The organism is Burkholderia sp. 4NA327C6 (genome assembly GCF_005502655.1).
In the GTDB taxonomy this organism is placed as follows: domain Bacteria; phylum Pseudomonadota; class Gammaproteobacteria; order Burkholderiales; family Burkholderiaceae; genus Burkholderia; species Burkholderia contaminans.
In genome coordinates, this window is sequence record NZ_SCNZ01000003.1 from 204233 (window position 1) to 223651 (window position 19419).

Below are 19419 nucleotides of genomic sequence, written 5' to 3' on the forward strand. Positions count from 1 at the left end.
TGCACTTGCCGCCCATCATACCTATCACTCAAGAAGCCGGGCACGCGCGGCGCCGCTTCGGGACCACGGCTTGCGCCGGCCATCCATACCGACATCCCAGGGAGCGCATCATGAGCGACCACGTGTACAAGATGATCGAGTTGACCGGTTCGTCGCAGAAATCGAGCGACGACGCCATCCGCAACGCGATCTCGAAAGCCGGCAAGACGCTACATAACCTGCACTGGTTCCAGGTGACCGAAACGCGCGGCCACGTCGAAGGCGACCAGGTCGTGCACTGGCAGGTCACGCTGAAGGTCGGCATGCGTATCGACGACTGACGCACCCGTCGCCTCACCCGCCGCGTCGCGATCCGGATCCGTGCAATACGGACCCGCGGGGCGCAGCGCGTCCCGCATTTCACCTCGTCCGGCCCCCTGGTCGAGCCCCCGCCGGCGGGTAGCCGCGGGTATCCATCTCTTGACGCTGATTTTCGTTCATATTAAAAACAATATACCCACCCCATCCCTCGATCAGCCCAGCCATATAAACCGGAGATAACATGAGTCAGCAACGCGAGGCGATCGACACGTACCTCTTGCGCGTCTTGCACACCTTGTTGATGGAGCGCAGCGTCACGCGCGCGGCCGTCAAACTGAACCAGTCGCAACCGGCGATCAGCGCCGCGCTGCGGCGCCTGCGCGACATCACCGGCGATCCGCTGCTGGTGCGCGGCAAATCCGGCATGGTGCCGACCGAATACGGGCTGCGCCTGCTCGAGCCCGTGCAGAACGCGTTGCGTGAAATCGAGCGCATCAAGTTCCAGCAGCACAACTTCGACCCGGCCACGTCGATCCGCTGCTACCGGATCGGCTGCCCCGACTACCTGAACGTGCTGTTCGTGCCGACCGTGGTCGAGCGCTTCCGACAGGCCGCGCCGAACGCGACGCTCGAATTCCATTCGCTCGGCCCCGCGTTCGACTATGAGCTCGCGCTGGAAGACGGCAAGCTCGACATCGTCGTCGGCAACTGGCCCGAACCGCCCGAGCAGCTGCACCTGTCGAACCTGTTCGTCGACGAAATCGTCTGCCTGATGAGCAACACGCACCCGTTCGCGAAGCGCGGCGGGCTGACGCTCGACCAGTACCTGAACGCGCCGCATCTCGCGCCGACGCCCTACTCGGTCGGCCAGCGCGGCGCGATCGACGTGCATCTCGCGCGCGAACGGCTCAAGCGCCACGTGGTCGTCACGCTGCCGTACTTCAATCTCGCGCCTTACGTGCTCGTGAAGTCGGACCTGATCTTCACGACCACGCGGCTGTTCGCCGATCACTACGCGAAGTTCCTGCCGCTGTCGGTCGTGCCGGCGCCGCTCGACTTCCCGCCGATGCAGTACTACCAGCTGTGGCACGAGCGCTGCCACTACTCCGACGAAGTACGCTGGCTGCGCAGCCTCGTCGCCGAAGCCACCCGCACGCTGATCGAGGCATAAGCCGCGCACCGAGCACGCCGGTCACGCCGTTGCGCGTGGCCGCGGCGGGCGGTGGCCGCAACGGCCGCGCACCCGATCCGCAACGTGCTGCGCGACCTCCCCGCCGACGCGTCAGCGCGCAGCTTCCACGAGGGCGTGCGCGAGCGCGTTGTGACGCTCGATCACGGGCGGCAGGTCGAGCGTCGCGAGCCGCCCTTCCCGCACCACCACCTTCCCGTTCACCACCGTGTACGCCGTCTGCGACGGCGCGCAGAACACGAGCGCCGCGACCGGATCGTGCAGCGCGCCCGCGAACAGCGGCTGGCGCAGGTCGAATGCGGCGAAGTCCGCGGCCATGCCGGGCTTCAGCGCGCCGATGTCGTCGCGGTTCAGCACCTTCGCGCCGCCGAGCGTCGCGATCTCGAGCGCTTCGCGCGCGGTCATTGCGTCGGGCCCGAAACCGACCCGCTGCAGCAGCAGCGCCTGGCGTACCTCGGCCACCATCTGCGCGCCGTCGTTCGATGCGGAGCCGTCGACGCCGAGGCCGACCGGCACGCCCGCGAGACGCATCTTCTTCACCGGCGCGATGCCGGACGCGAGCCGCATGTTCGAGCACGGACAGTGCGCGACGCCCGTGCCCGTGCGCGCGAACAGGCCGATGCCCGCATCGTCGAGCTGCACGCAGTGCGCATGCCACACGTCGTGGCCGACCCAGCCGAGATCCTCCGCATATTCGGCGGGCGTCATCCCGAACTTCTCGCGGCTGTATGCGATGTCGTTGACGTTCTCCGCGAGGTGCGTGTGCAGCGATACGCCGTATTCGCGCGCGAGCACGGCCGCGTCGCGCATCAGGTCGCGGCTCACCGAGAACGGCGAACACGGCGCAACCACCACGCGCAGCATCGCGTAACGCCCTTCGTCGTGATAGGTCTCGATGAGGCGCTGCGTGTCGCGCAGGATGTCGGGCTCGCGCTCGACGACGGAATCGGGCGGCAACCCGCCGTCGCGCTGGCCGACGCTCATCGCGCCGCGGCTCGCGTGAAAGCGCATGCCGATCCGCTGTGCGGCGCCGATGCTGTCGTCGAGGCGGCTGCCGTTCGGGTAGATGTACAGATGATCGCTCGACGTCGTGCAGCCCGACTGCAGCAGCTCGGCCATCGCGGTGAGCGTCGACACCTCGATCATCTCGGGCGTCAGGTGCGCCCAGATCTTGTAGAGGTTCGTGAGCCAGCCGAACAGCTCGGCGTTCTGTGCGGCCGGCACCGCGCGCGTCAGGCTCTGGTACATGTGGTGGTGCGTGTTCACGAGCCCCGGGATCACGAGGTGGCCGCGCAGGTCGAGCACTTCGTCGGCCGTCTCGGGCAACTCGGCGGACGGGCCGACCGCGACGATCCGGTTGTCTTCGATGTAGAGCCCCGCGTCGCGCAGCTCGCGCCGCGTGTCGTCCATGGTCACGAGCACGTCGGCGTGCTTGACCAGCAGGGTTTTCGGGCGGGATGAGGAGGTGTTCGGCGCGCGTGCGCCAGCGTGCTGCTCGAGGTTCATGCGTTCTCCGCGTCGGTCTGCCCCCAGGGGTGGATCCCGGGGACGGTCACACAGCCGTTCGAACGCTGAATCACGGCACGCTCCGGTGCCTGCGTCCGTTCGAACGCCCTGGCCCGGTTACCCGGCGTGCTCGCCGTCTTCGGGGTACGCGCGGGCCACAGGCCAACGCGCACGGCGGGAGGATCGCCCAAGCGCGCGCCGCACACAATGCGCGATCCGGAATACCGCGCTTCACGGTTTCGATATGGTACGCCGCGCAACGCCCCGCCGGAGGCCCGAAACGCCCGCCGGGAGCCGTATCCGGCGGGCCGTCGACAGCCGCTCATGCGCGGCGCATTATCTTTGATATCGCGCCCGTATTTGCGCAGGGAACCTTTTTACAATGCCTGCACGGCGCTCGCTTCAATCTCGCCGACGGGTATGTAGCCACGTGACGTGGAGCCTCGATCCGCCGCACAGTCATGGATCGAGTCGCCGCCGAACCTCGCATTCACACAAGGACACAACGAATGGGAAAGCTCACTACCCACGTACTCGATACGGCGCACGGCCGTCCCGGCGCTGCAATCAAGGTGGACCTCTACGCGCTGGACGGCGAATCGCGCCGCGCGATCAAGACCGTGCTGACCAATAGCGACGGCCGCTGCGACGAACCCCTGCTCGAAGGCGCCGCGCTCGCCGCCGGCGAATACGAACTCGTGTTCCATGCCGGCGACTACTTCGCGTCGCTCGGCGTGAAGGTGCCTGAACCCCGTTTCGTCGATCGCGTCGTGCTCCGCTTCGGCATCGCCGACACCGGCTCGCACTACCACGTGCCGCTGCTCGTGTCGCCGTGGTCGTACAGCACCTATCGCGGCAGCTGACATTCGAATCAGCGCCCGCATCAAACAAACGATTTGAGTCTGGAGGAGTTTCATGGAAGGCTTCATCACCGACTGGCTGAACCTCGCGCTGCGATGGCTGCACGTCATCGTCGCCATTGCGTGGATCGGCGAGTCGTTCTATTTCGTCGCGCTCGACAACAGCCTGAAACCGCCGACCGACCCGAACCAGCGCAAGCGCGGTGTGTTCGGCGAACTGTGGCACGTCCACGGTGGCGGCTTCTACAACATGCAGAAGTACACGGTCGCGCCGCCGGAAATGCCCGATGACCTGCACTGGTCGAAGTGGCCGTCGTACACGACCTGGCTGTCGGGCTTCTCGCTGTTCTTCGTGCTGTACCTGCTCGCGCCGAACACCTACCTGATCGACAAGAGCGTGCTCGACATGGGCCCGGTGGTCGCCGTCGCGTCCGCACTCGGCTTCCTCGCGGCCGGCTGGATCGTCTATGACTCGCTGTGCCGCATCCTCGGCACCAACGACCGCGTGCTCGGCATCTGCGTCGGCATCTACGTGGTCGCCGCCGCGTACCTCGCGTGCCACATCTTCGCGGGTCGTGCCGCCTACCTGATCGTCGGCGCAATGCTCGCGACGATCATGTCGGCGAACGTGTTCTTCGTGATCATCCCCGGCCAGCGCAAGATGGTCGACAAGATGCTCAAGGGCGAGGAGCCGAACCCGATCTACGGCAAGCGCGGCAAGCAGCGCTCGGTGCACAACACGTACTTCACGCTGCCGGTCGTGTTCGCGATGCTGTCGAACCACTACGCGATGACCTACACGAACAAGTTCAACTGGGTCGTGCTCGTGCTGATCATGCTGGCCGGCGCGCTGATCCGCCAGTTCTTCGTGATGCGCCACCGCGGCAAGCAGCTGTGGTATCTGCCGATCGGCGGCGTCGCGCTGCTGGCAGGCGCACTGGTCTGGACGACGCCGAAGCCGGTCGCGCCGGAAGCGCAGGCCGCGAACGCGCCGAAGGTCGTGATCAACGAAATCATGCCGATCCTGCAGCAGCGCTGCGTCGAGTGCCACTCGGCGAAGCCGACGCTGATGGGCAGCGCGCCCGCAGGGGTGATGTTCGACACGCCGGACGAAGTGTCGAAGAACGCGCAGCGTATCTACGAACAGGCCGTGCGCCTGAAGGCAATGCCGATCGGCAACGTCACGCACATGACCGACGACGAGCGCACGAAGCTCGCCGCCTGGTTCGAGGGTGGCGCGAACAAGTAAGCCGCCGTGCGCCGGGTCGTGTTCCGGCGCAATCGTCTCCGTTCGCGGGCCCGGTCACGGGCCCGTTTTTTGCGTATTCCGAATGCGCTTCGCGCGTCAGCCGCGCATCGCGTCGAGCTGGAGCGCGACGAGCGCATCGAGCGCGCGCGGGCCATCGTCGAACGGCACGAAGATGTGATCGTGGTATGCGGCGGCCATCACGTTGCAACTGATGCCGGCCGCGCCGAGCGCCCGTGCGAATGCTGCCGTGAGGCCCACCGCCGCGAGGTCCGAATGCACGGTCAGCGTGATCCAGGCCGCACGGAACAGCACGGGCCAGCCGTGACGCGCTGCCGTCTCCTCTTCGACCACGACGGTCAGCCCTTCCGCCTCGCGGAACGTTGCTATCACTTCGGATAACGACACGTCTGCGTCGGTCGGCAGCGACACGAATGCGAACGCGCCCGGATTCAGTTCGGGCTGCATCGTGCTCAGCAGGATCGCGAGGTTGCTTTCAGGTTGGCTCATCGAAGGAACACGCGTGGAAAACGGCGTCGAGCAGTGGCGATGCGGGCACGATAGCACGCGCCGCCGCCACCATTAAACGCACATCGTCGCGACTTCATCCGCAAGCCAGTCGCGCAAGGCGACGATGCGCGGATCGTCCTGCGTGCGCTCCGGATACACGACGTGATACGCAAGGCCGGGCGCCACCTCGACGTTCACGTCGAACAGCTGCACGACGCGCCCCTCCGCGAGATCGCGCGCGATCATGCGCGGCTCCGCCAGACCGATCGCGGTGCCGTCCGTCACGGCCTGCACGACGTGGCTCGAATCCGGAAACGATACGCACCGGCTGTCGTCGAAGCCGTCGACGCCGGCCGCGGCCATCCAGGCCGACCAGCGCGGCCAGGTCACGCCGTCGACTTCGCAGTCGACGTGGCAAAGCGTGTGGCGCAGCAGGTCGCGCGGCTTGCGCAATGGCGGCCCGGCCGACAGCAGCGCCGGACTGCAGATCGCAACGACCGACGTATCGAACAGGCGCTGCGCGCACGCATCGCGATCACGCCCGGTGCCGTAGCGGATCGCGACATCGATGTCGTCGTCATCGAAATCGCGCAACCGGTCGGTGATATCGAACGACAGCTCGAACGCAGGATGCTCGGCCCTGAAACGCGGCATCCGCGGCAGCAGCCAGTGCGTCGCGAAGCGCGCGCCGACCGATACGCGCAATTCCGTCTGCTCCCGCGCGACGCGCCGTGCCCGGGCAGTCGCGCGCTGCAGCCCCGCCAGCGCCTCGGCGGCCGCAGCGGCCAGCACGACACCGGCCGGCGTCAGCCGGATGCTGCGGCTCGTGCGGACGAACAGCGCCATGTCGAGCTGCGCTTCGATTTCCTTGATCTGGTGACTGACGGCCGCCGGCGTCAGCCCGACCTCGTCGGCCGCCCGCGAGAAATTCAGGTGCCGCGCCGCCGCATCGAACGTCCTCAGCGCGCGCGTACCGGGCCACATGCGTTCCATCGATCTTCAAACCGGATTTGATGACCGTTCCAAAACTACTCGTTTTTCAACACACCATCAATCGGCAAACAATAGGCTTTCTTGAAGATGTCGTGAGCCCCCGTGCTTGCGGCCAAACCCGGAGATCCGCCAATGACCGTTGCCCCGTTCCCGTCCGTCGCCGAGCTCAACGGCGTCGCCGCCACCCCAAACGCGCTCGCCGCGCTCGCGTTCGCGGGCCATGCGCATTTCACCGCCATGCAGGTGCGCGACGGCCACGTGCGCGGCCTCGACCTGCATCTCGCGCGGCTGCGCGATGCGTCGAACACGCTGTTCGGCCAGGCACTGCCCGACGACCGGATTCGCACGCTCCTGCGCGCCGCGCTCGATCGTGCGCCGCCGGCGCTGTCGCTGACGGCGACCGTGCATGCGACGACGGGCGAATTCGTCGCGCCGCGCGACGACGAAACGCTCGACGTGCTGGTCCGCACCGCCGCGCCGTCGTCGGGACCGGCGGGCCCGCTCGATCTCGCAGTGTTCGAACACGAGCGCATGCTGCCGGGAATCAAGCACGTCGGTGAAGTCGCAAAGACGCACTTCCTGCGCCGCGCGATCGCGCAGGGTTTCGACGATGCGGCCTTCGTCGATCGCCACGGGCGTATCAGCGAGGGCTCGATCTGGAATCTGGCTTTCTGGACCGGCGACGCGGTCGTGTGGCCGGTGGCCGGCATGCTCGGCGGCGTCACGATGGGCATCCTGCGCCGGCAACTGGCGCGCATGGGTGTCGCGCAGCACGATCGCGAACTGGCACCGGCCGACCTGCCGTCGATGGCCGGCGCCGTCGTGATGAATTCATGGACGCCCGGGATCGCCGTGCGTCGCTTCGGCACGGCGACGTTGCCCGATTCGACATCGTTCGTCGCGCTGCTGCATCGCGCATACGAACAGGAGCCGCCGGCCGCGCCGTGACGCGCGCCGCCGCGAACCGCGCGCTGCTCACGCGTCGACCGTCTCCGGCAGCCGCGCGATCGCCTTGATCTCGAACTGGAAGCCGTACAGCCACGTCACGCCGACGGCGGTCAGCGTCGGATGCGGCGCGGCGCCCCAGTAGTCAGGGACGATCTCCCAGATCCGCTCGAACGTCGCCTCCGGGTCGACGAGGAACACGGTCACGTCGACGACGTCGTCGAACGTGCAGCCGGCCGCACGCAGCACGGCATTCAGGTTGTCGAACGCACGGCGGACCTGCGCGCCCAGCTCCGGCTCCGGCGAGCCGTCCTCTCGGCTGCCGACCTGCCCGGACACGAACAGGAAGCCGTTCGAGCGCAACGCCGGCGAATAGCGGTTGCGATCGTACAGTGCCTGGCGACCGGGCGGGAAAACCACGCTACGCTTTACCATCCCCTACCTCCTTCGGTTTGCGGGGCGAAACCGCCCCTGCATTAACGATGAAGGCACTTTAGGGACCATTGCACGGCGAATAAACCGGCAACCCTATCCAACACTGTTTGCACGCACCAAACAATTCCGACCGACGCGGAGCCCTGACCCGATGGATCGATTCGACGCAATGCAGGCATTCGCCCGCGTGGTGGAAGCCGGCAGCTTCACGAAGGCAGCCGAGACGCTGCACATGAGCCGCACCACCGTCACGCAACTCGTGCAGCAGCTCGAAGCGCGGCTGCGCGTGAAGCTGTTCAATCGCACGACGCGCAAGGTTGTCGTCACGGCGGACGGCGCCGCGTACTACGACCGCGTCGTGCGGCTGCTGGCAGACATGGACGACGCCGAAACGAGCCTGTCCGCCGCGTCCGCGTCGCCCCGGGGGCGGCTGCGCGTGGACGTGCCGACCCCGTTCGCCCGCCTGATCCTGATCCCCGCGCTGCCCGCGTTCCATGCGCGTTATCCGGCCATCCAGCTCGACATGGGCGTGAGCGACCGCGTGGTGGACGTGATCGGCGAGAACGTCGACTGCGTCGTGCGTGGCGGCGAGCCGACCGATCGCTCACTGGTCGCGCGGCGCGTCGGCGACCTGCGGCTCGGCGTGTATGCGTCACCGTCCTATCTCGCACGCGCCGGCACGCCGACGCATCCGGACGAGCTGGAGGATACGCATCACCGGGTCGTCGGCTTTCTGTGGGCGCGCATCGGCAAGGCATTGCCGTTTGCGATGGAACGCGACGGCGAGCAGGTCCATGTGCGCGGACGCTACGTGCTCGCGGTCGACGACGGCAATGCGTACCTCGAGGCCGGCCTCGCCGGACTGGGCATTCTGTGGCTGCCGGACTACATGGCGGGCGCGCATCGCGCCCGCGGCGAACTGGTGCCGCTGTTCGAGCAATGGCAGCTCGAACCGATGCCGATGTACATCGCGTTCCCGCCGAACCGGCACGTCAGCGCGAAGCTGCGCGTCTTCATCGACTGGGTCGCCGAGCTGATGGCGCAGCATGCACCGATTGCGAACCGGCGTCGCGGCGCCGGCAGTTCGCACGACACGCGCAAAAACGCGGCGACCTGAATCGCGCCGAACCGGCCGCACATAAAAAAACCCGCGCAGGATGCGCGGGTTTCGTCAGACGCAGGCAGAAACGCCGGCGACTCAGGCCGTCAGCGCGTGCAGCGCCTCGTCGGTGAGCCACAGCGATTCCTGCAGGTCCTGCTCGTTCAGGTTCAGGCCATCGCCGCCGCGATCGACGACGATGAAGTCGCTAACGCCGCCGAGCGCGATCAGCGGGTGATGCCAAACGCCCTTCGCATAGTTGACACCCTGCCAGCCGCTCGTCACGAACGCGCGGATCTTCGCCGGATCGAGATCGCCCGCGGGCGCCACGACGACGAGATACGGCTGGTCGTTCAGCGGCACGAACGCCTGGCTGCCGAGCGGGTGCCGCTCGAGCATTTTCACTTCGAACGGCAGCGTGCGCGGCTGGCCGCGGAACAGGTTGACGAGCGTGCGGCCGTCTTCATCGGTCACGTCGACTTTCGCGAGATCGTGAAAGCGGATCGTGGTGCCGAGGTTGATCGGAATCTGCTTCGCCCCTTCCGTTTCGATCACGTCGCCGAACGGCGCGAACGCTTCCTTGGTCAGCGGTTCGATGGCAAGCGTCTTCATTTGTCGAGCGTCCCCCACAGGCGCAGGCGCGACACGCCGCCGTCCGGAATGATGTTCAGCCGCACGTGCGTGACGGGGCCGAGCGACGCGATGTCCTGTTCGAAGTAGTGCTGCTTGTCCATCTGCAGCTTCTGTTCGCCGAGCAGCACCGGCCAGAACATCGACTGCGTGATCAGCGAGCTGTCCGTGCCGCCCGACACGTACGCGGCCTGGATCGAACAGCGGTCCGGGTAGTTGCCCTTGAAGAACGCGGTATCAACTTCGATCTTGCGGATCACGCCCGGCTGCGCGAGCGCGATGATCGCCCAGTCGTTGCCCGGTTCGCGGCGGCGGCGGGTTTCCCAGCCGTCACCCATGTTCACGCCGCGGCCCGGCAGCAGCAGGTTCGACGCGACGCCGAAGTGCTGGTTGTTCGCGGCCACCACGTAACCGCCGTTTTCCATCGCCGCGAGATCGAACTGCTCGGTCGCGCTCGCGCCGGCCCAGTCGAGCTGAGGCTGGCCGTACACGCGCAGGCGTGCGATGCCGCCATCCGGATAGATGTTCACGCGCAGGTGGGTAAACGCTCGCGCATCGCTCGCTTCGACGTAGTGATGGCTGTTGCCCTGCAGCGTCGTCGACGGCACGATCTCGACCCACTCGGTCGCATGCGTCGGCGCGCCGTCGGCCACGAACGCGGCCTCGATCGACGCGGCCGGCGGGAAATTGCCGGTGAAATGGCTCGTGTCGATGTCGAAGCCCTTGATCACGCCCGGGCGCGCGAGCTTGACGATGCACCAGTCGTAGCCCGTCGTGCGCTTACGGCGCGTTTCCCAGCCGTCCATCCACTTGCCGTGGTCGTCGTACTTGCCGGGGATGAAGACGGCCGGCTCGGGGTTCAGCATCCGGTCCTTCGGCGCGAAGAAATCGTCGCTGGCTTCGAGCGCCTGCGCACCGAGACGCGGGTCGGCCAGGTTCACGTAGCGCCGCGTGAAGTCGGGAGCGTTGGGATCGAGAAGCGGAACAGCCATGATGTTTCCTTGTTTCAGTGAGGCGATCAGGCCGCTGCAACGCAGCAGGCCGTATTGCGATGTCAGGCGTCGATCAGGTCGTCGAGGCGGAAACGCGCGATCCGGTAGATCTGGTCGAGGCTCGCCCGCAGCTCCTCGGTGCGCGAGTGATTCACGCGCGACTCGAAGTTCGCGATGATGCCGTGCCGGTCATAGCCGCGCACCGCGAGGATGAACGGGAAACCGAACTTCTCGCGATACGTGCGGTTCAGCGTCAGCAGCTTGTCGAACTCTTCCTGCGTGCACTGGTCGAGGCCCGCGCCGCTCTGCTCGCGCGTCGACTCGGCGGTCAGCTCGCCGCGCACGGCGGCCTTGCCGGCCAGCTCCGGGTGAGCGTTGATCAGCGCGAGCTGGCGCACTTCGCCGGCCGTTTCCACCGCGCCCGACATCGTCTTGTGGAGCGCGTCGATGCTCGCGAACGGCCGCTCGCCCGCGGCGACTTCGGCCACCCACGGCGAATGTTCGAAAATCCCCGACAAGGCCGCGACAAATGCACTCGGCGCCATCGTGTTCAGTTGTTCCAACGTGTAGCGCATCGCCTTCATGCTTTCCCTTCGTTTCGATGATTGGGCTGATACGGATGATGTTCACGCCAGTGACGCGCGATATCGACACGGCGCGTCACCCATACGCGATCGTGCTTCTCGATGTGATCGAGGAAACGCTGCAGCCCGCGGAACCGGCCCGGCCGGCCGAGCAACCGGCAGTGCATGCCGATAGACAGCATCTTCGGCGCCTCGTCGCCCTCCGCGTACAGCACGTCGAATGCGTCGCGCAGGTAGTCGAAGAAGTGATCGCCCGTGTTGAAGCCCTGCGGCGTCGCAAAGCGCATGTCGTTCGTGTCGAGCGTGTACGGCACGATCAGCTGCGGCGACGTGCGGCCGCCCGACACCTCGACGTCCATCCAGAACGGCAGGTCGTCGCCGTAGTTGTCGGAGTCGTACAGGAAGCCGCCGTATTCCGCGACCAGGCGGTGCGTATTGGGGCTGTCGCGGCCGGTGTACCAGCCGAGCGGACGCTCGCCCGTCACGCGCTCGATCGCTTCCATCCCGAGGCGCATGTGCTCGGCTTCAAGCTCGGGCGTCATGCTCTGGTAGTGGATCCAGCGCCAGCCGTGGCACGCGATTTCATGGCCCAGCTCGACGAAGGCGCGCGCAAGCTCCGGGTGGCGTTCGATCGCCATGCCGACGCCGAACACCGTCAGCGGCATCCCGCGCTTCTCGAATTCGCGCAGGATGCGCCACACGCCAGCCCGCGAACCGTATTCGTAGATCGACTCCATGCTCATGTGGCGGTCGGGATACGCGGCCGCGCCGACGATTTCCGACAGGAACTGCTCGGAGCCCGGATCGCCGTGCAGCACGCAGTTCTCGCCGCCCTCCTCGTAGTTCAGCACGAATTGCACGGCGACGCGGGCGCGCCCCGGCCAGTTCGCCTGAACGGGATGGCGGCCGTAGCCGATCAGGTCGCGCGGATAGTTGGGATCGAGTGACATGGTTCGAAGTGCGGCGAAAGCTCGCTGAAATAATGGGTTCGCATCGACTGCGCAGGTGCCGGAGGCCGGCTGCGCAAGCCGATGCGATGACGGCCCAGTGTAGCGAAAACGCCCATACGCGCCCATACAGCGGCGCAGATAGTGCGTGTCAGACGGTGTGTATGTGCGGTTGCGGCAAATTCGGGAGCGGTTCCGCCTCATCCCCGTCCGGCGGGCTGAAGCGGGCGAACGCGCCGTCGTAGCGCTTCGGCAGCGGGCGCGCGTAGTCGCCACGCTTCGCGGTCGCGAGGCGCAGCGCGACGAGCGCCTCGGCCCACTTGACGGCCGCCGTGACGCCCTCGACCACCGGCGCGCCGATCTGCTGCTCGATCTCGTGCGCGAACTCGGCCATCCCCGCGCAGCCGAGCACGATCGCGTCGGCGCCGTCCTCGTCGAGCGCGCGCCGGCATTCGTCGACGATGATCCGGCGCGCGGCCGTGCCCGGCCGGTCGAGCTCGAGCACCGCGACGTCGGTCGCGCGCACGTTGCGGCAGAACCGTTTCATCCCGTAGCGCTCGGCGAGATGCCATGCCATCCCGCAGGTACGGGCGAGTGTCGTGACGACCGAGAAGCCCGGCGCGAGCACGCTCGCCGCATGCATCGCGGCCTCGGCAATGCCGATCACCGGCCCGCGTGCGAGCTCGCGCGCCGCGTACAGGCCCGGATCGCCGAAACACGCGATCACGTATGCGTCGCAACCGTCGCGCTCGCCCCGCGCGACCTCGGCGAGCAGCCCCGGCGTCGCGAGCGCCTCGTCGTAATAGCCTTCGATCGACGGCGGCCCCATGGGCGGGCTCACGGCCACGATCTCCGTGCCCGCAGCCGCGACCTCGCGCGCGCAGCGGCCCATCGCGTCGGTCATCCGCTGCGTCGTATTCGGATTGATCAGTCGGATCTTCATCGCACGCTCCTTACGCCTTCGCGCTCGTGAGCAGCCGGTAGAACACGAAGCCGAGCCCCGCGCCGATGAACCACGAGAAATTCGCGAGGGCCTGCCAGCCCGGCACCATCACGCAGAGGACCGCGATCACCGCGGCCGGCAGCAGCGCGGCCAGCGCGCGGCGGTTCACGCCGCCCGTGTACCAGTACGTGCCGCTTTCCGACATCGTGTACAGGTCGTCGCGCACGAGGCGGCCGCGCTTGACGAGGTAGAAGTCGGCGATCAGCACGCCGTACAGCGGGCCGATGAACGCGCCGAGCACATCGAGCGTGTAGTGGATCACGGCCGGGTTGTTGAACAGGTTCCACGGCGTGATGAAGATCGACGCGACGGCCGCGAGCATCCCACCCGCGCGCCAGCTGATCAGGCGCGGCGCGACGTTCGAGAAGTCGAACGCGGGCGACACGAAGTTCGCGACGATGTTGATGCCGATCGTCGCGATCGTGAACGTCAGCGCGCCGAGGATCACCGCGGTCGGATGATCGATACGTCCGACCGTCGCGACCGGATCGGTGATCAGTTCACCGAACACCGGCAGCGTCGCGGCGGTGGTGATCACCGTGACGAGCGAGAACGCGAGGAAGTTGACGGGCAGCCCCCAGAAATTGCCGCGCTTCACGTCGCCGAACGAGCGGCAGTAGCGCGAGAAATCGCCGAAGTTCAGCATCGGCCCGGAGAAGTACGACACGACCAGCGACACGGCCGTGATCATCACCGGAATCACTTCCGCGCCGTGGTACTTCACGCCGCCGAGGTTGATGCCGATGTTGCGCCAGCCCGCGCGCCACACCATGTAGCCGGCGAGGATGAACATCACGACGTAGACGGCCGGCCCCGCGAAGTCGATGAACTTCTTGATCGTCTCCATCCCGTTCCAGAACACGAACGCCTGGAGCACCCACAGCAGCATGAAGCCGGCCCAGCCGACCGCCGACAGCCCGAGGAAGCCGTAGCGATGCACGTCCGCGTAAGGCAGCCATTGCGGGAAGAATTTCAGCACGACGATCACGAGCGCGCTCGATGCAAGATAGGTCTGGATGCCGTACCACGCGATCGCGATCAGCCCGCGGATCACGGCCGGCACGTTCGCACCGAGTACGCCGAACGTCGCGCGGCACGCGACCGGATACGGCACGCCGATCTGCTGGCTCGGCCGCGCGATCAGGTTGCACAGCGCGTTCACGAGGCCGATGCCGACGATCAGTGCGATCAGCACCTGCCAGCTCGTCAGCCCGAGTGCGAACAGGCTGCCCGCGAACACGTAGCCGCCGACACTGTGCACGTCGGACATCCAGAACGCGAAGATGTTGTACGAACCCCATGTCTGATTTTTCAGGGGTGCCAAATCTTCGTTGTACAGACGTTCGCTGTAACCATTCGGCAGTGTCGGGTCGCCGCCCTCGCCGCCCTCGCCGCCTTCTTCCGCCGGATAGGCGCTATCGTGCGCCACACTGAACTGAGCCATGACTTCTCCTTGACGCGGCCGGAAGGCCGCTCCACCGTCATCGATATCGCTCCGGATCGACGCCCGGAGTCGGACCAGCGGCCCGCGGCAAACGCCGCGGGCCTGCATTTCGCTCGTTCTTGTGGCGCGTGGCCGGGTTCGCGTCGCCGCTCAGGCGCCGCCGAACACTTCGCGCAAATCGACCTGCCCTTGTGCGGGCCGGTCCAGCATCTTCAGTTCGACATGCTGCAGGTGGTGCGCCATCAGCGTCACCGCCCGCTTCGGATCGCCGGCCTCCAGCGCACCGAGGATCTCGTCGTGGTCGTCGCACGAGCACGGGCTGCGCCCGTGCGATTCGTACAGCGCCGACATCAGCGTCGAGCGTGCGACGAGCCCTTCGAGGCACTCGCTGAGCGTCGCATTGCCCATCAGCGTGGCGAGCGCCGTATGGAATTCGCCCGACAGGCGGATCCAGGCCGCGAAGTCCTGCCGCTGGAACGCCTTGCGTTCCTTCTCGATCAGCGACGCGACCCCCTTCAGCCGCTTCGCGCCGGGCCCGGTCGCGAGCCGCTCGACCACGGCGAGCTCGATGATCCGGCGCATCTCGAACACCTCGTGCACGTCCTGCAGCGTCGGGCTCGCGACGAACGCGCCGCGGTTCGGCTCGAGTTCGACCAGCTTGTCGGTCGCGAGCTGCGCGAGCGCCTGGCGGATCGCGCCGCGCTTCACGCCGAACACCTCGCAGAGCTGCGCCTCCGTCAGCTTCGCGCCCGGCGCGAGCCGATGCTCGAGGATCGCCGTGCGGATCCGCTCGGCGATCGCTTCGGGACTGGCTGCACCGGACGGGTGGGATTCGGGCTCGTTCATGATCGGCATCGTGTGATGATCCTCATCCTAGGGTGGACATAAATATTGTCAACAATTCTTTTCCGACATTGCGCACAATCGGCGTGCATCGATGCGACCTCGTTCGGTGCATGATGCGTCAAATCCATGCACGACAAGGCTGAGACGTACAACTGACGCGCTTCTCGTCGTGTAGCCTCCGGTAATTTTGTTGACAAAACTGGTGCAAGATCCGGCCACGACCTTGCTGAGGTCGACGAAAATATCCGACCGTTAGTTGCATATTTACATAAAGAAAAAGGCGGGAACCCCGCCTTTCGACCGACTGCGCCCGCCTCAACCGAGGTGCGGATAGTCCGACAGCGTGAGTCGGAACCCATGCGCATTCGCGACCAGTTGCGCCTGCGCGCCGAACGGCAGCGTGAGCAGGTCGGGCACGTGACCGAACTGGAGGCCCGTCACGACCGGAATCCCGATCACCGCGCGCACCTGGTCGATCATCGCCTGCATGTCGTAGCCGTTGTCGTACTCGAATGGTCGTGCACCGGTGAACTGGCCGAGCACGAGCGCCTGCTGGCGCGCGAGCAGCCCCGACAGGTGCAATTGATAGATCATCCGTTCGATCCGGAACGGCTGCTCGTTGACGTCCTCGATGAACAGGATGCCGCCTTCGATGTCGGGCATGTACGGCGTACCGACGAGCGACGTGAGGATCGCGAGGTTGCCGCCCCACAGCGTGCCCGTCACGTTCACGCTCTGCACCTGCGGCGCTTCGGCGATGATCGTCGTGCTCGGCTGCGTCAGCGTCTGCCAGAAATGCTGCATCGTGAAGTCGCTCGGCGTTTCCGCGCCGAAGTCGGCGGACAGCATCGGGCCGCCGAACGTCTTGATGCGCGCCTTCGCGTACAGCGCGAGCTGGAGCGCCGTGAAGTCGCTGTGGCCGACGAGCGCGACCGGCTGGTCGCGCAGCCGGCGCTCGAGCCCGCGATAGTCGAGCCCGTGCAGGATGCGCGCCGCGCCGTAGCCGCCGCGCACCGCGAGCGCGATGTCCGGCAGCGGCCGCTCGGGATCGGCAAGACGATTCAGGTCGCCTGCCCGCTCGCCGTCGGTACCGCCGAACCGCTGGAAGCGCCGCTGCGTCGCTTCGATGTTCTCGATGCGATGCTGCGCGGTGCTGAGGCGCTCGAGCGCGCGATTGATCGCGTCCGGGTCATGCGGATAGCCGGATGGCGCAAGCAGGCGGATGGTGTAGGACGCGGCGGGCTGGAAGGACATGGCGAAGAAAGGTGTCGGGTCGTCAAACCTGCTTAGAGGGTCCGAACCGTCTCCGGTTCACGGAACCGTGCATGCCCGGCTCGCGTCGAGCGGCGGGTGCGGCGGGCGCGCCTATGACGCGCCGGACTCGGCGTCACGGGCAAGCCGTGCTTCGCGCAGCGCGCGACGGCGGTCGGCAAAAAACGACTTCAACGCGGCGCCGCACTCGTCGGCGAGCACGCCGCCGGTCACTTCGGTATGGTGGTTCAGTTGCGGATTCGCGAATGCGTCGATCACGCTGCCGCACGCGCCCGTCTTCGGGTCGGCGGCACCGTAGACGACCCGCGCGATGCGCGCATGCATGATCGCGCCCGCGCACATCAGGCACGGCTCGAGCGTCACGTACAGCTCGCAGCCGGGCATCCGGTAATTCTGCAGATGCTGCGCGGCCATGCGCAGCGCGGCCATTTCCGCATGGGCCGACGGGTCATGCCCGCCGATCGGATGGTTGAATCCGCGTGCGATCACTTCGTCGCCACGCACGAGCACCGCGCCAACCGGCACTTCGCCGGCCGCGCGCGCCTCTTCGGCGGCAGCCTGGGCGAGGCGCATGAAATGCAGGTCGCGCGCCGATGCAGGCGCAGCTTCGGGAACGGGGGAATCGGCGGCAGGTTCGGCCGCCGGGGCGGTTGCCGACCGGTCTGCGTCGTGCAGCGCGTCGGACGTCACATCGGCCCCGCTTCAGCGGACGCTTCGTCGAGCCCGCGCTCGCACAGGCGCTCCGCGATGCGCCGGCAGTAGTCGCGCGGCATCACCATCGGGCCGCCGCGCAGCGATTCGAGCGCCATGTCGAGTGCAAGGATCTTCGCCTGCAGACGGCATCGCGCTGCGCGGTCGCTGACCGCCTGCACTTCGTCATGCAGGTTGCGCAGCGCGCGCAATTGCTCGACGGCCGGCGGCACGAAGCCCGCATTCTTCAGGATACGGTTGGCCACCCGCACCTCCTCGGGTACGAGCAGGTCGTCATCCAGCGCCTGCGGCGCGCCGGTACCCGGCAAATCGTCGAACTCTCCCCGCGCGGCGGCGGCGGCAATACGTTGTTCGACCAGGGCGTCAAGCAATCTCATCAGTCAATCGGAACAATGCGGCAGGCCGAATTCTAGCAGGGTGACGCCGGTATGACAGGCCCTTCGAATATATGCTCGATATTGTGTTTTTTAGGGGCCGAATCGTGGGGCATGCGCGCCGATCCGTCTCATTTGCCGCTCTGCTGCGCTGCAGCGGGCTGCGGGCCATCCGGACACCGGCAAATGCGACCAGTATCGGGCTCCGCTTTTTTTTGCGACGACGCCAACCGAACCGCGCCGCCCCGGAAAAACGGACACGGCCCTGTTTCCAGTTTTCCTGTTTCAAGCAGCCGCCGCTTCCCGCCGCGCGTTCGCGAACGGGCGGAACATCATCGCGATCAGGAACGCGCCGAGACCGATTGCAAACGAGCCGAGATACAGCCAGCCGTAGCTGCCGAACGTATCGACGATCAGGCCACCGGCGACGGGGCCCGCGGCCATCCCGAGGCTGCCGGCCATCGCGCAGCCGCCGATCACGGTGCCCATCATCCGCAGCGGGAAGTTCTCGCGCGCGAGCACCGAATACAGCGGCATCACGCCCGCGTAGATGAAGCCGAACACGACGGCGACCGCGTAGAACCCGTCGAGCGTGCGCACGAAGTAATACCCGAGCGCACCCAGCGCCTGCGCGAGCAGCCCGGCCACCAGCATGCGCTTCGCGCCGAGGCGGTCGCCCAGGATCCCGAACGCGATCCGGCCGCCCATGCCGGCAAGCCCTTCGACGCTGTAGATCGACACCGCGACGATCAGCGGGATCCCGCACGTCACCGCGTAACTGACCGTATGGAAGATCGGGCCCGAGTGCGTCGCGCAGCAGGAGAAGTTGGTCAGCAGCAGCACGACGAACTGCGGCGAGCGCAGCGCATCCGCGACCGACATCGCCGCGGGGTCGCCGGCAGGCGCCGACACCGCGGGAGCCGCCTGCGCGCCGTCGAGCGCGGGCGCCCGGCGCACCAGCAGCGACACCGGAACCATCACGACGGCCGCCAGCGCCGCAATCATCAGCATCGACGTGCGCCAGTCGCGCACCGACACGAGCCACGCGGCCAGCGGGGCCATCGTCATCGGCGCCATCCCCATGCCGGCCGACACGAGCGACACCGCGAGGCTGCGGTGCGTGTCGAACCAGCCCGTCACGCACGCCATCATCGGCGCGAATATCGCAGCCGTCGCGCCGCCGACGGCGAGACCAAAGGTGAGCTGGAACGCGAGCAGCGACGGCGCGCGGCTCGCCAGCGCCAGGCTTGCCGACAACAGGACGGCGCCCGTCATGACGACCGGGCGCGTGCCGATGCGGTCCGACAGGCTGCCCCACGCCATGCTCGCGAAGGCCATCGCGATGAAGCCGAGCGTCATCGCGCCGGAAATGCCGGTCATCGACCAGCCCGTGTCGCGCGCGATCGCGCGCAGGAACACCGGCAACGAAAACATCGCGCCGATCGCGATGCAGCCCATCAGGCCGCCCGCGGCGACGATGACCCAGCGGTATCGGGAGTCCGGCATGGGGTACCTCCTTGTCGTGATGACGAT

21 protein-coding genes are annotated in these 19419 nt (G+C 67.0%); 6 read left to right on the forward strand and 15 right to left on the reverse strand.

Going from position 1 to position 19419, the window contains the following annotated elements; genetic code table 11:
• Nucleotides 1-110: 110 nt before the first annotated feature.
• Together FFS49_RS04560 and FFS49_RS04565 are read left to right on the forward strand one after the other, a co-directional pair.
• Entirely contained in the window at nucleotides 111-320 is a 210-nt protein-coding gene (locus FFS49_RS04560; RefSeq protein WP_071334647.1) for a dodecin, read from the forward strand.
• Between the two features lie 221 nt (nucleotides 321-541).
• Nucleotides 542-1471 carry a LysR substrate-binding domain-containing protein gene (locus FFS49_RS04565; RefSeq protein ID WP_006762467.1) on the forward strand — a complete coding sequence of 310 codons (930 nt, stop codon included), beginning with the start codon at nucleotides 542-544 and terminating at the stop codon, nucleotides 1469-1471.
• A 111-nt stretch (nucleotides 1472-1582) separates the two neighbouring features.
• Here the strand turns inward: FFS49_RS04565 and FFS49_RS04570 are convergent, their stop codons facing one another.
• Entirely contained in the window at nucleotides 1583-2995 is a 1413-nt protein-coding gene (locus tag FFS49_RS04570) for an 8-oxoguanine deaminase (RefSeq protein WP_039342831.1), read from the reverse strand.
• Nucleotides 2996-3504: 509 nt separating this feature from the next.
• On the opposite strand from FFS49_RS04570, the gene uraH reads away from it, so the two are divergent.
• Complete coding sequence (gene uraH, locus FFS49_RS04580) at nucleotides 3505-3858, forward strand: hydroxyisourate hydrolase (RefSeq protein WP_011352401.1); 354 nt, start codon at nucleotides 3505-3507, stop codon at nucleotides 3856-3858.
• Nucleotides 3859-3910: 52 nt separating this feature from the next.
• On the forward strand, nucleotides 3911-5104 hold the full coding sequence (locus FFS49_RS04585; RefSeq protein WP_105818629.1) for a urate hydroxylase PuuD: 1194 nt from the start codon (nucleotides 3911-3913) through the stop codon (nucleotides 5102-5104).
• 96 nt (nucleotides 5105-5200) lie between these two features.
• Here the strand turns inward: FFS49_RS04585 and FFS49_RS04590 are convergent, their stop codons facing one another.
• Nucleotides 5201-5611, reverse strand: a complete 411-nt coding sequence (locus FFS49_RS04590; protein ID WP_105818630.1) for an ACT domain-containing protein — start codon at nucleotides 5609-5611, stop codon at nucleotides 5201-5203.
• A gap of 72 nt (nucleotides 5612-5683) precedes the next feature.
• Entirely contained in the window at nucleotides 5684-6604 is a 921-nt protein-coding gene (locus tag FFS49_RS04595; RefSeq protein ID WP_105818631.1) for a LysR substrate-binding domain-containing protein, read from the reverse strand.
• Nucleotides 6605-6736: 132 nt separating this feature from the next.
• On the opposite strand from FFS49_RS04595, the gene FFS49_RS04600 reads away from it, so the two are divergent.
• Complete coding sequence (locus FFS49_RS04600) at nucleotides 6737-7552, forward strand: aminotransferase class IV family protein (protein ID WP_105818632.1); 816 nt, start codon at nucleotides 6737-6739, stop codon at nucleotides 7550-7552.
• A 27-nt stretch (nucleotides 7553-7579) separates the two neighbouring features.
• Here FFS49_RS04600 and FFS49_RS04605 read toward each other — a convergent pair whose 3' ends face one another.
• On the reverse strand, nucleotides 7580-7984 hold the full coding sequence (locus tag FFS49_RS04605; protein WP_039342823.1) for a RidA family protein: 405 nt from the start codon (nucleotides 7982-7984) through the stop codon (nucleotides 7580-7582).
• A gap of 151 nt (nucleotides 7985-8135) precedes the next feature.
• On the opposite strand from FFS49_RS04605, the gene FFS49_RS04610 reads away from it, so the two are divergent.
• A complete protein-coding gene (locus FFS49_RS04610) occupies nucleotides 8136-9101 on the forward strand; it encodes a LysR family transcriptional regulator (protein WP_105818633.1) in 966 nt (321 codons plus the stop codon).
• Between the two features lie 81 nt (nucleotides 9102-9182).
• On the opposite strand, the gene FFS49_RS04615 is transcribed toward FFS49_RS04610, so the two are convergent.
• The 11 genes from FFS49_RS04615 to FFS49_RS04665 form a co-directional block, all read right to left on the reverse strand.
• Nucleotides 9183-9695, reverse strand: coding sequence for an ureidoglycolate lyase (locus FFS49_RS04615; protein WP_043187989.1), 513 nt, complete (start codon nucleotides 9693-9695; stop codon nucleotides 9183-9185).
• A complete protein-coding gene (gene alc / locus FFS49_RS04620) occupies nucleotides 9692-10705 on the reverse strand; it encodes an allantoicase (protein WP_011352409.1) in 1014 nt (337 codons plus the stop codon). Before alc ends, FFS49_RS04615 begins: the two co-directional genes overlap by 4 nt.
• Before the next feature lie 62 nt (nucleotides 10706-10767).
• A complete protein-coding gene (gene uraD / locus FFS49_RS04625) occupies nucleotides 10768-11289 on the reverse strand; it encodes a 2-oxo-4-hydroxy-4-carboxy-5-ureidoimidazoline decarboxylase (RefSeq protein ID WP_039342817.1) in 522 nt (173 codons plus the stop codon).
• Entirely contained in the window at nucleotides 11286-12239 is a 954-nt protein-coding gene (gene puuE, locus FFS49_RS04630; protein ID WP_027784723.1) for an allantoinase PuuE, read from the reverse strand. The genes uraD and puuE overlap by 4 nt, the downstream gene beginning before the upstream one ends.
• Nucleotides 12240-12387: 148 nt before the next feature.
• Nucleotides 12388-13179, reverse strand: coding sequence for an aspartate/glutamate racemase family protein (locus FFS49_RS04635; protein WP_105818634.1), 792 nt, complete (start codon nucleotides 13177-13179; stop codon nucleotides 12388-12390).
• Nucleotides 13180-13189: 10 nt separating this feature from the next.
• Nucleotides 13190-14683: an NCS1 family nucleobase:cation symporter-1 gene (locus tag FFS49_RS04640; RefSeq protein ID WP_105818635.1), complete on the reverse strand. Its 1494-nt coding sequence runs from the start codon at nucleotides 14681-14683 to the stop codon at nucleotides 13190-13192.
• Between the two features lie 150 nt (nucleotides 14684-14833).
• Nucleotides 14834-15538 (reverse strand): GntR family transcriptional regulator, encoded by a 705-nt coding sequence (locus FFS49_RS04645; RefSeq protein WP_105818636.1) that lies wholly within the window; start codon nucleotides 15536-15538, stop codon nucleotides 14834-14836.
• A 306-nt stretch (nucleotides 15539-15844) separates the two neighbouring features.
• Complete coding sequence (gene ldcA / locus FFS49_RS04650) at nucleotides 15845-16783, reverse strand: muramoyltetrapeptide carboxypeptidase (protein WP_039342808.1); 939 nt, start codon at nucleotides 16781-16783, stop codon at nucleotides 15845-15847.
• 111 nt (nucleotides 16784-16894) lie between these two features.
• Nucleotides 16895-17491, reverse strand: coding sequence for a tRNA adenosine(34) deaminase TadA (gene tadA, locus FFS49_RS04655; RefSeq protein WP_039342806.1), 597 nt, complete (start codon nucleotides 17489-17491; stop codon nucleotides 16895-16897).
• A complete protein-coding gene (locus FFS49_RS04660) occupies nucleotides 17488-17889 on the reverse strand; it encodes a DnaJ family domain-containing protein (RefSeq protein ID WP_006478536.1) in 402 nt (133 codons plus the stop codon). Before FFS49_RS04660 ends, tadA begins: the two co-directional genes overlap by 4 nt.
• Nucleotides 17890-18171: 282 nt before the next feature.
• Nucleotides 18172-19392, reverse strand: a complete 1221-nt coding sequence (locus FFS49_RS04665; protein ID WP_105818637.1) for an MFS transporter — start codon at nucleotides 19390-19392, stop codon at nucleotides 18172-18174.
• Nucleotides 19393-19419 lie beyond the last annotated feature (27 nt).

Coding starts and splice junctions, on each gene's coding strand:
- FFS49_RS04560 (WP_071334647.1), top strand. CDS start 111: ATGAGCGACCACGTGTACAAGATGATCGAGTTGACCGGTTCGTCGCAG.
- FFS49_RS04565 (WP_006762467.1), top strand. CDS start 542: ATGAGTCAGCAACGCGAGGCGATCGACACGTACCTCTTGCGCGTCTTG.
- FFS49_RS04570 (WP_039342831.1), bottom strand. CDS start 2,995: ATGAACCTCGAGCAGCACGCTGGCGCACGCGCGCCGAACACCTCCTCA.
- uraH (WP_011352401.1), top strand. CDS start 3,505: ATGGGAAAGCTCACTACCCACGTACTCGATACGGCGCACGGCCGTCCC.
- FFS49_RS04585 (WP_105818629.1), top strand. CDS start 3,911: ATGGAAGGCTTCATCACCGACTGGCTGAACCTCGCGCTGCGATGGCTG.
- FFS49_RS04590 (WP_105818630.1), bottom strand. CDS start 5,611: ATGAGCCAACCTGAAAGCAACCTCGCGATCCTGCTGAGCACGATGCAG.
- FFS49_RS04595 (WP_105818631.1), bottom strand. CDS start 6,604: ATGGAACGCATGTGGCCCGGTACGCGCGCGCTGAGGACGTTCGATGCG.
- FFS49_RS04600 (WP_105818632.1), top strand. CDS start 6,737: ATGACCGTTGCCCCGTTCCCGTCCGTCGCCGAGCTCAACGGCGTCGCC.
- FFS49_RS04605 (WP_039342823.1), bottom strand. CDS start 7,984: ATGGTAAAGCGTAGCGTGGTTTTCCCGCCCGGTCGCCAGGCACTGTAC.
- FFS49_RS04610 (WP_105818633.1), top strand. CDS start 8,136: ATGGATCGATTCGACGCAATGCAGGCATTCGCCCGCGTGGTGGAAGCC.
- FFS49_RS04615 (WP_043187989.1), bottom strand. CDS start 9,695: ATGAAGACGCTTGCCATCGAACCGCTGACCAAGGAAGCGTTCGCGCCG.
- alc (WP_011352409.1), bottom strand. CDS start 10,705: ATGGCTGTTCCGCTTCTCGATCCCAACGCTCCCGACTTCACGCGGCGC.
- uraD (WP_039342817.1), bottom strand. CDS start 11,289: ATGAAGGCGATGCGCTACACGTTGGAACAACTGAACACGATGGCGCCG.
- puuE (WP_027784723.1), bottom strand. CDS start 12,239: ATGTCACTCGATCCCAACTATCCGCGCGACCTGATCGGCTACGGCCGC.
- FFS49_RS04635 (WP_105818634.1), bottom strand. CDS start 13,179: ATGAAGATCCGACTGATCAATCCGAATACGACGCAGCGGATGACCGAC.
- FFS49_RS04640 (WP_105818635.1), bottom strand. CDS start 14,683: ATGGCTCAGTTCAGTGTGGCGCACGATAGCGCCTATCCGGCGGAAGAA.
- FFS49_RS04645 (WP_105818636.1), bottom strand. CDS start 15,538: ATGCCGATCATGAACGAGCCCGAATCCCACCCGTCCGGTGCAGCCAGT.
- ldcA (WP_039342808.1), bottom strand. CDS start 16,783: ATGTCCTTCCAGCCCGCCGCGTCCTACACCATCCGCCTGCTTGCGCCA.
- FFS49_RS04660 (WP_006478536.1), bottom strand. CDS start 17,889: ATGAGATTGCTTGACGCCCTGGTCGAACAACGTATTGCCGCCGCCGCC.
- FFS49_RS04665 (WP_105818637.1), bottom strand. CDS start 19,392: ATGCCGGACTCCCGATACCGCTGGGTCATCGTCGCCGCGGGCGGCCTG.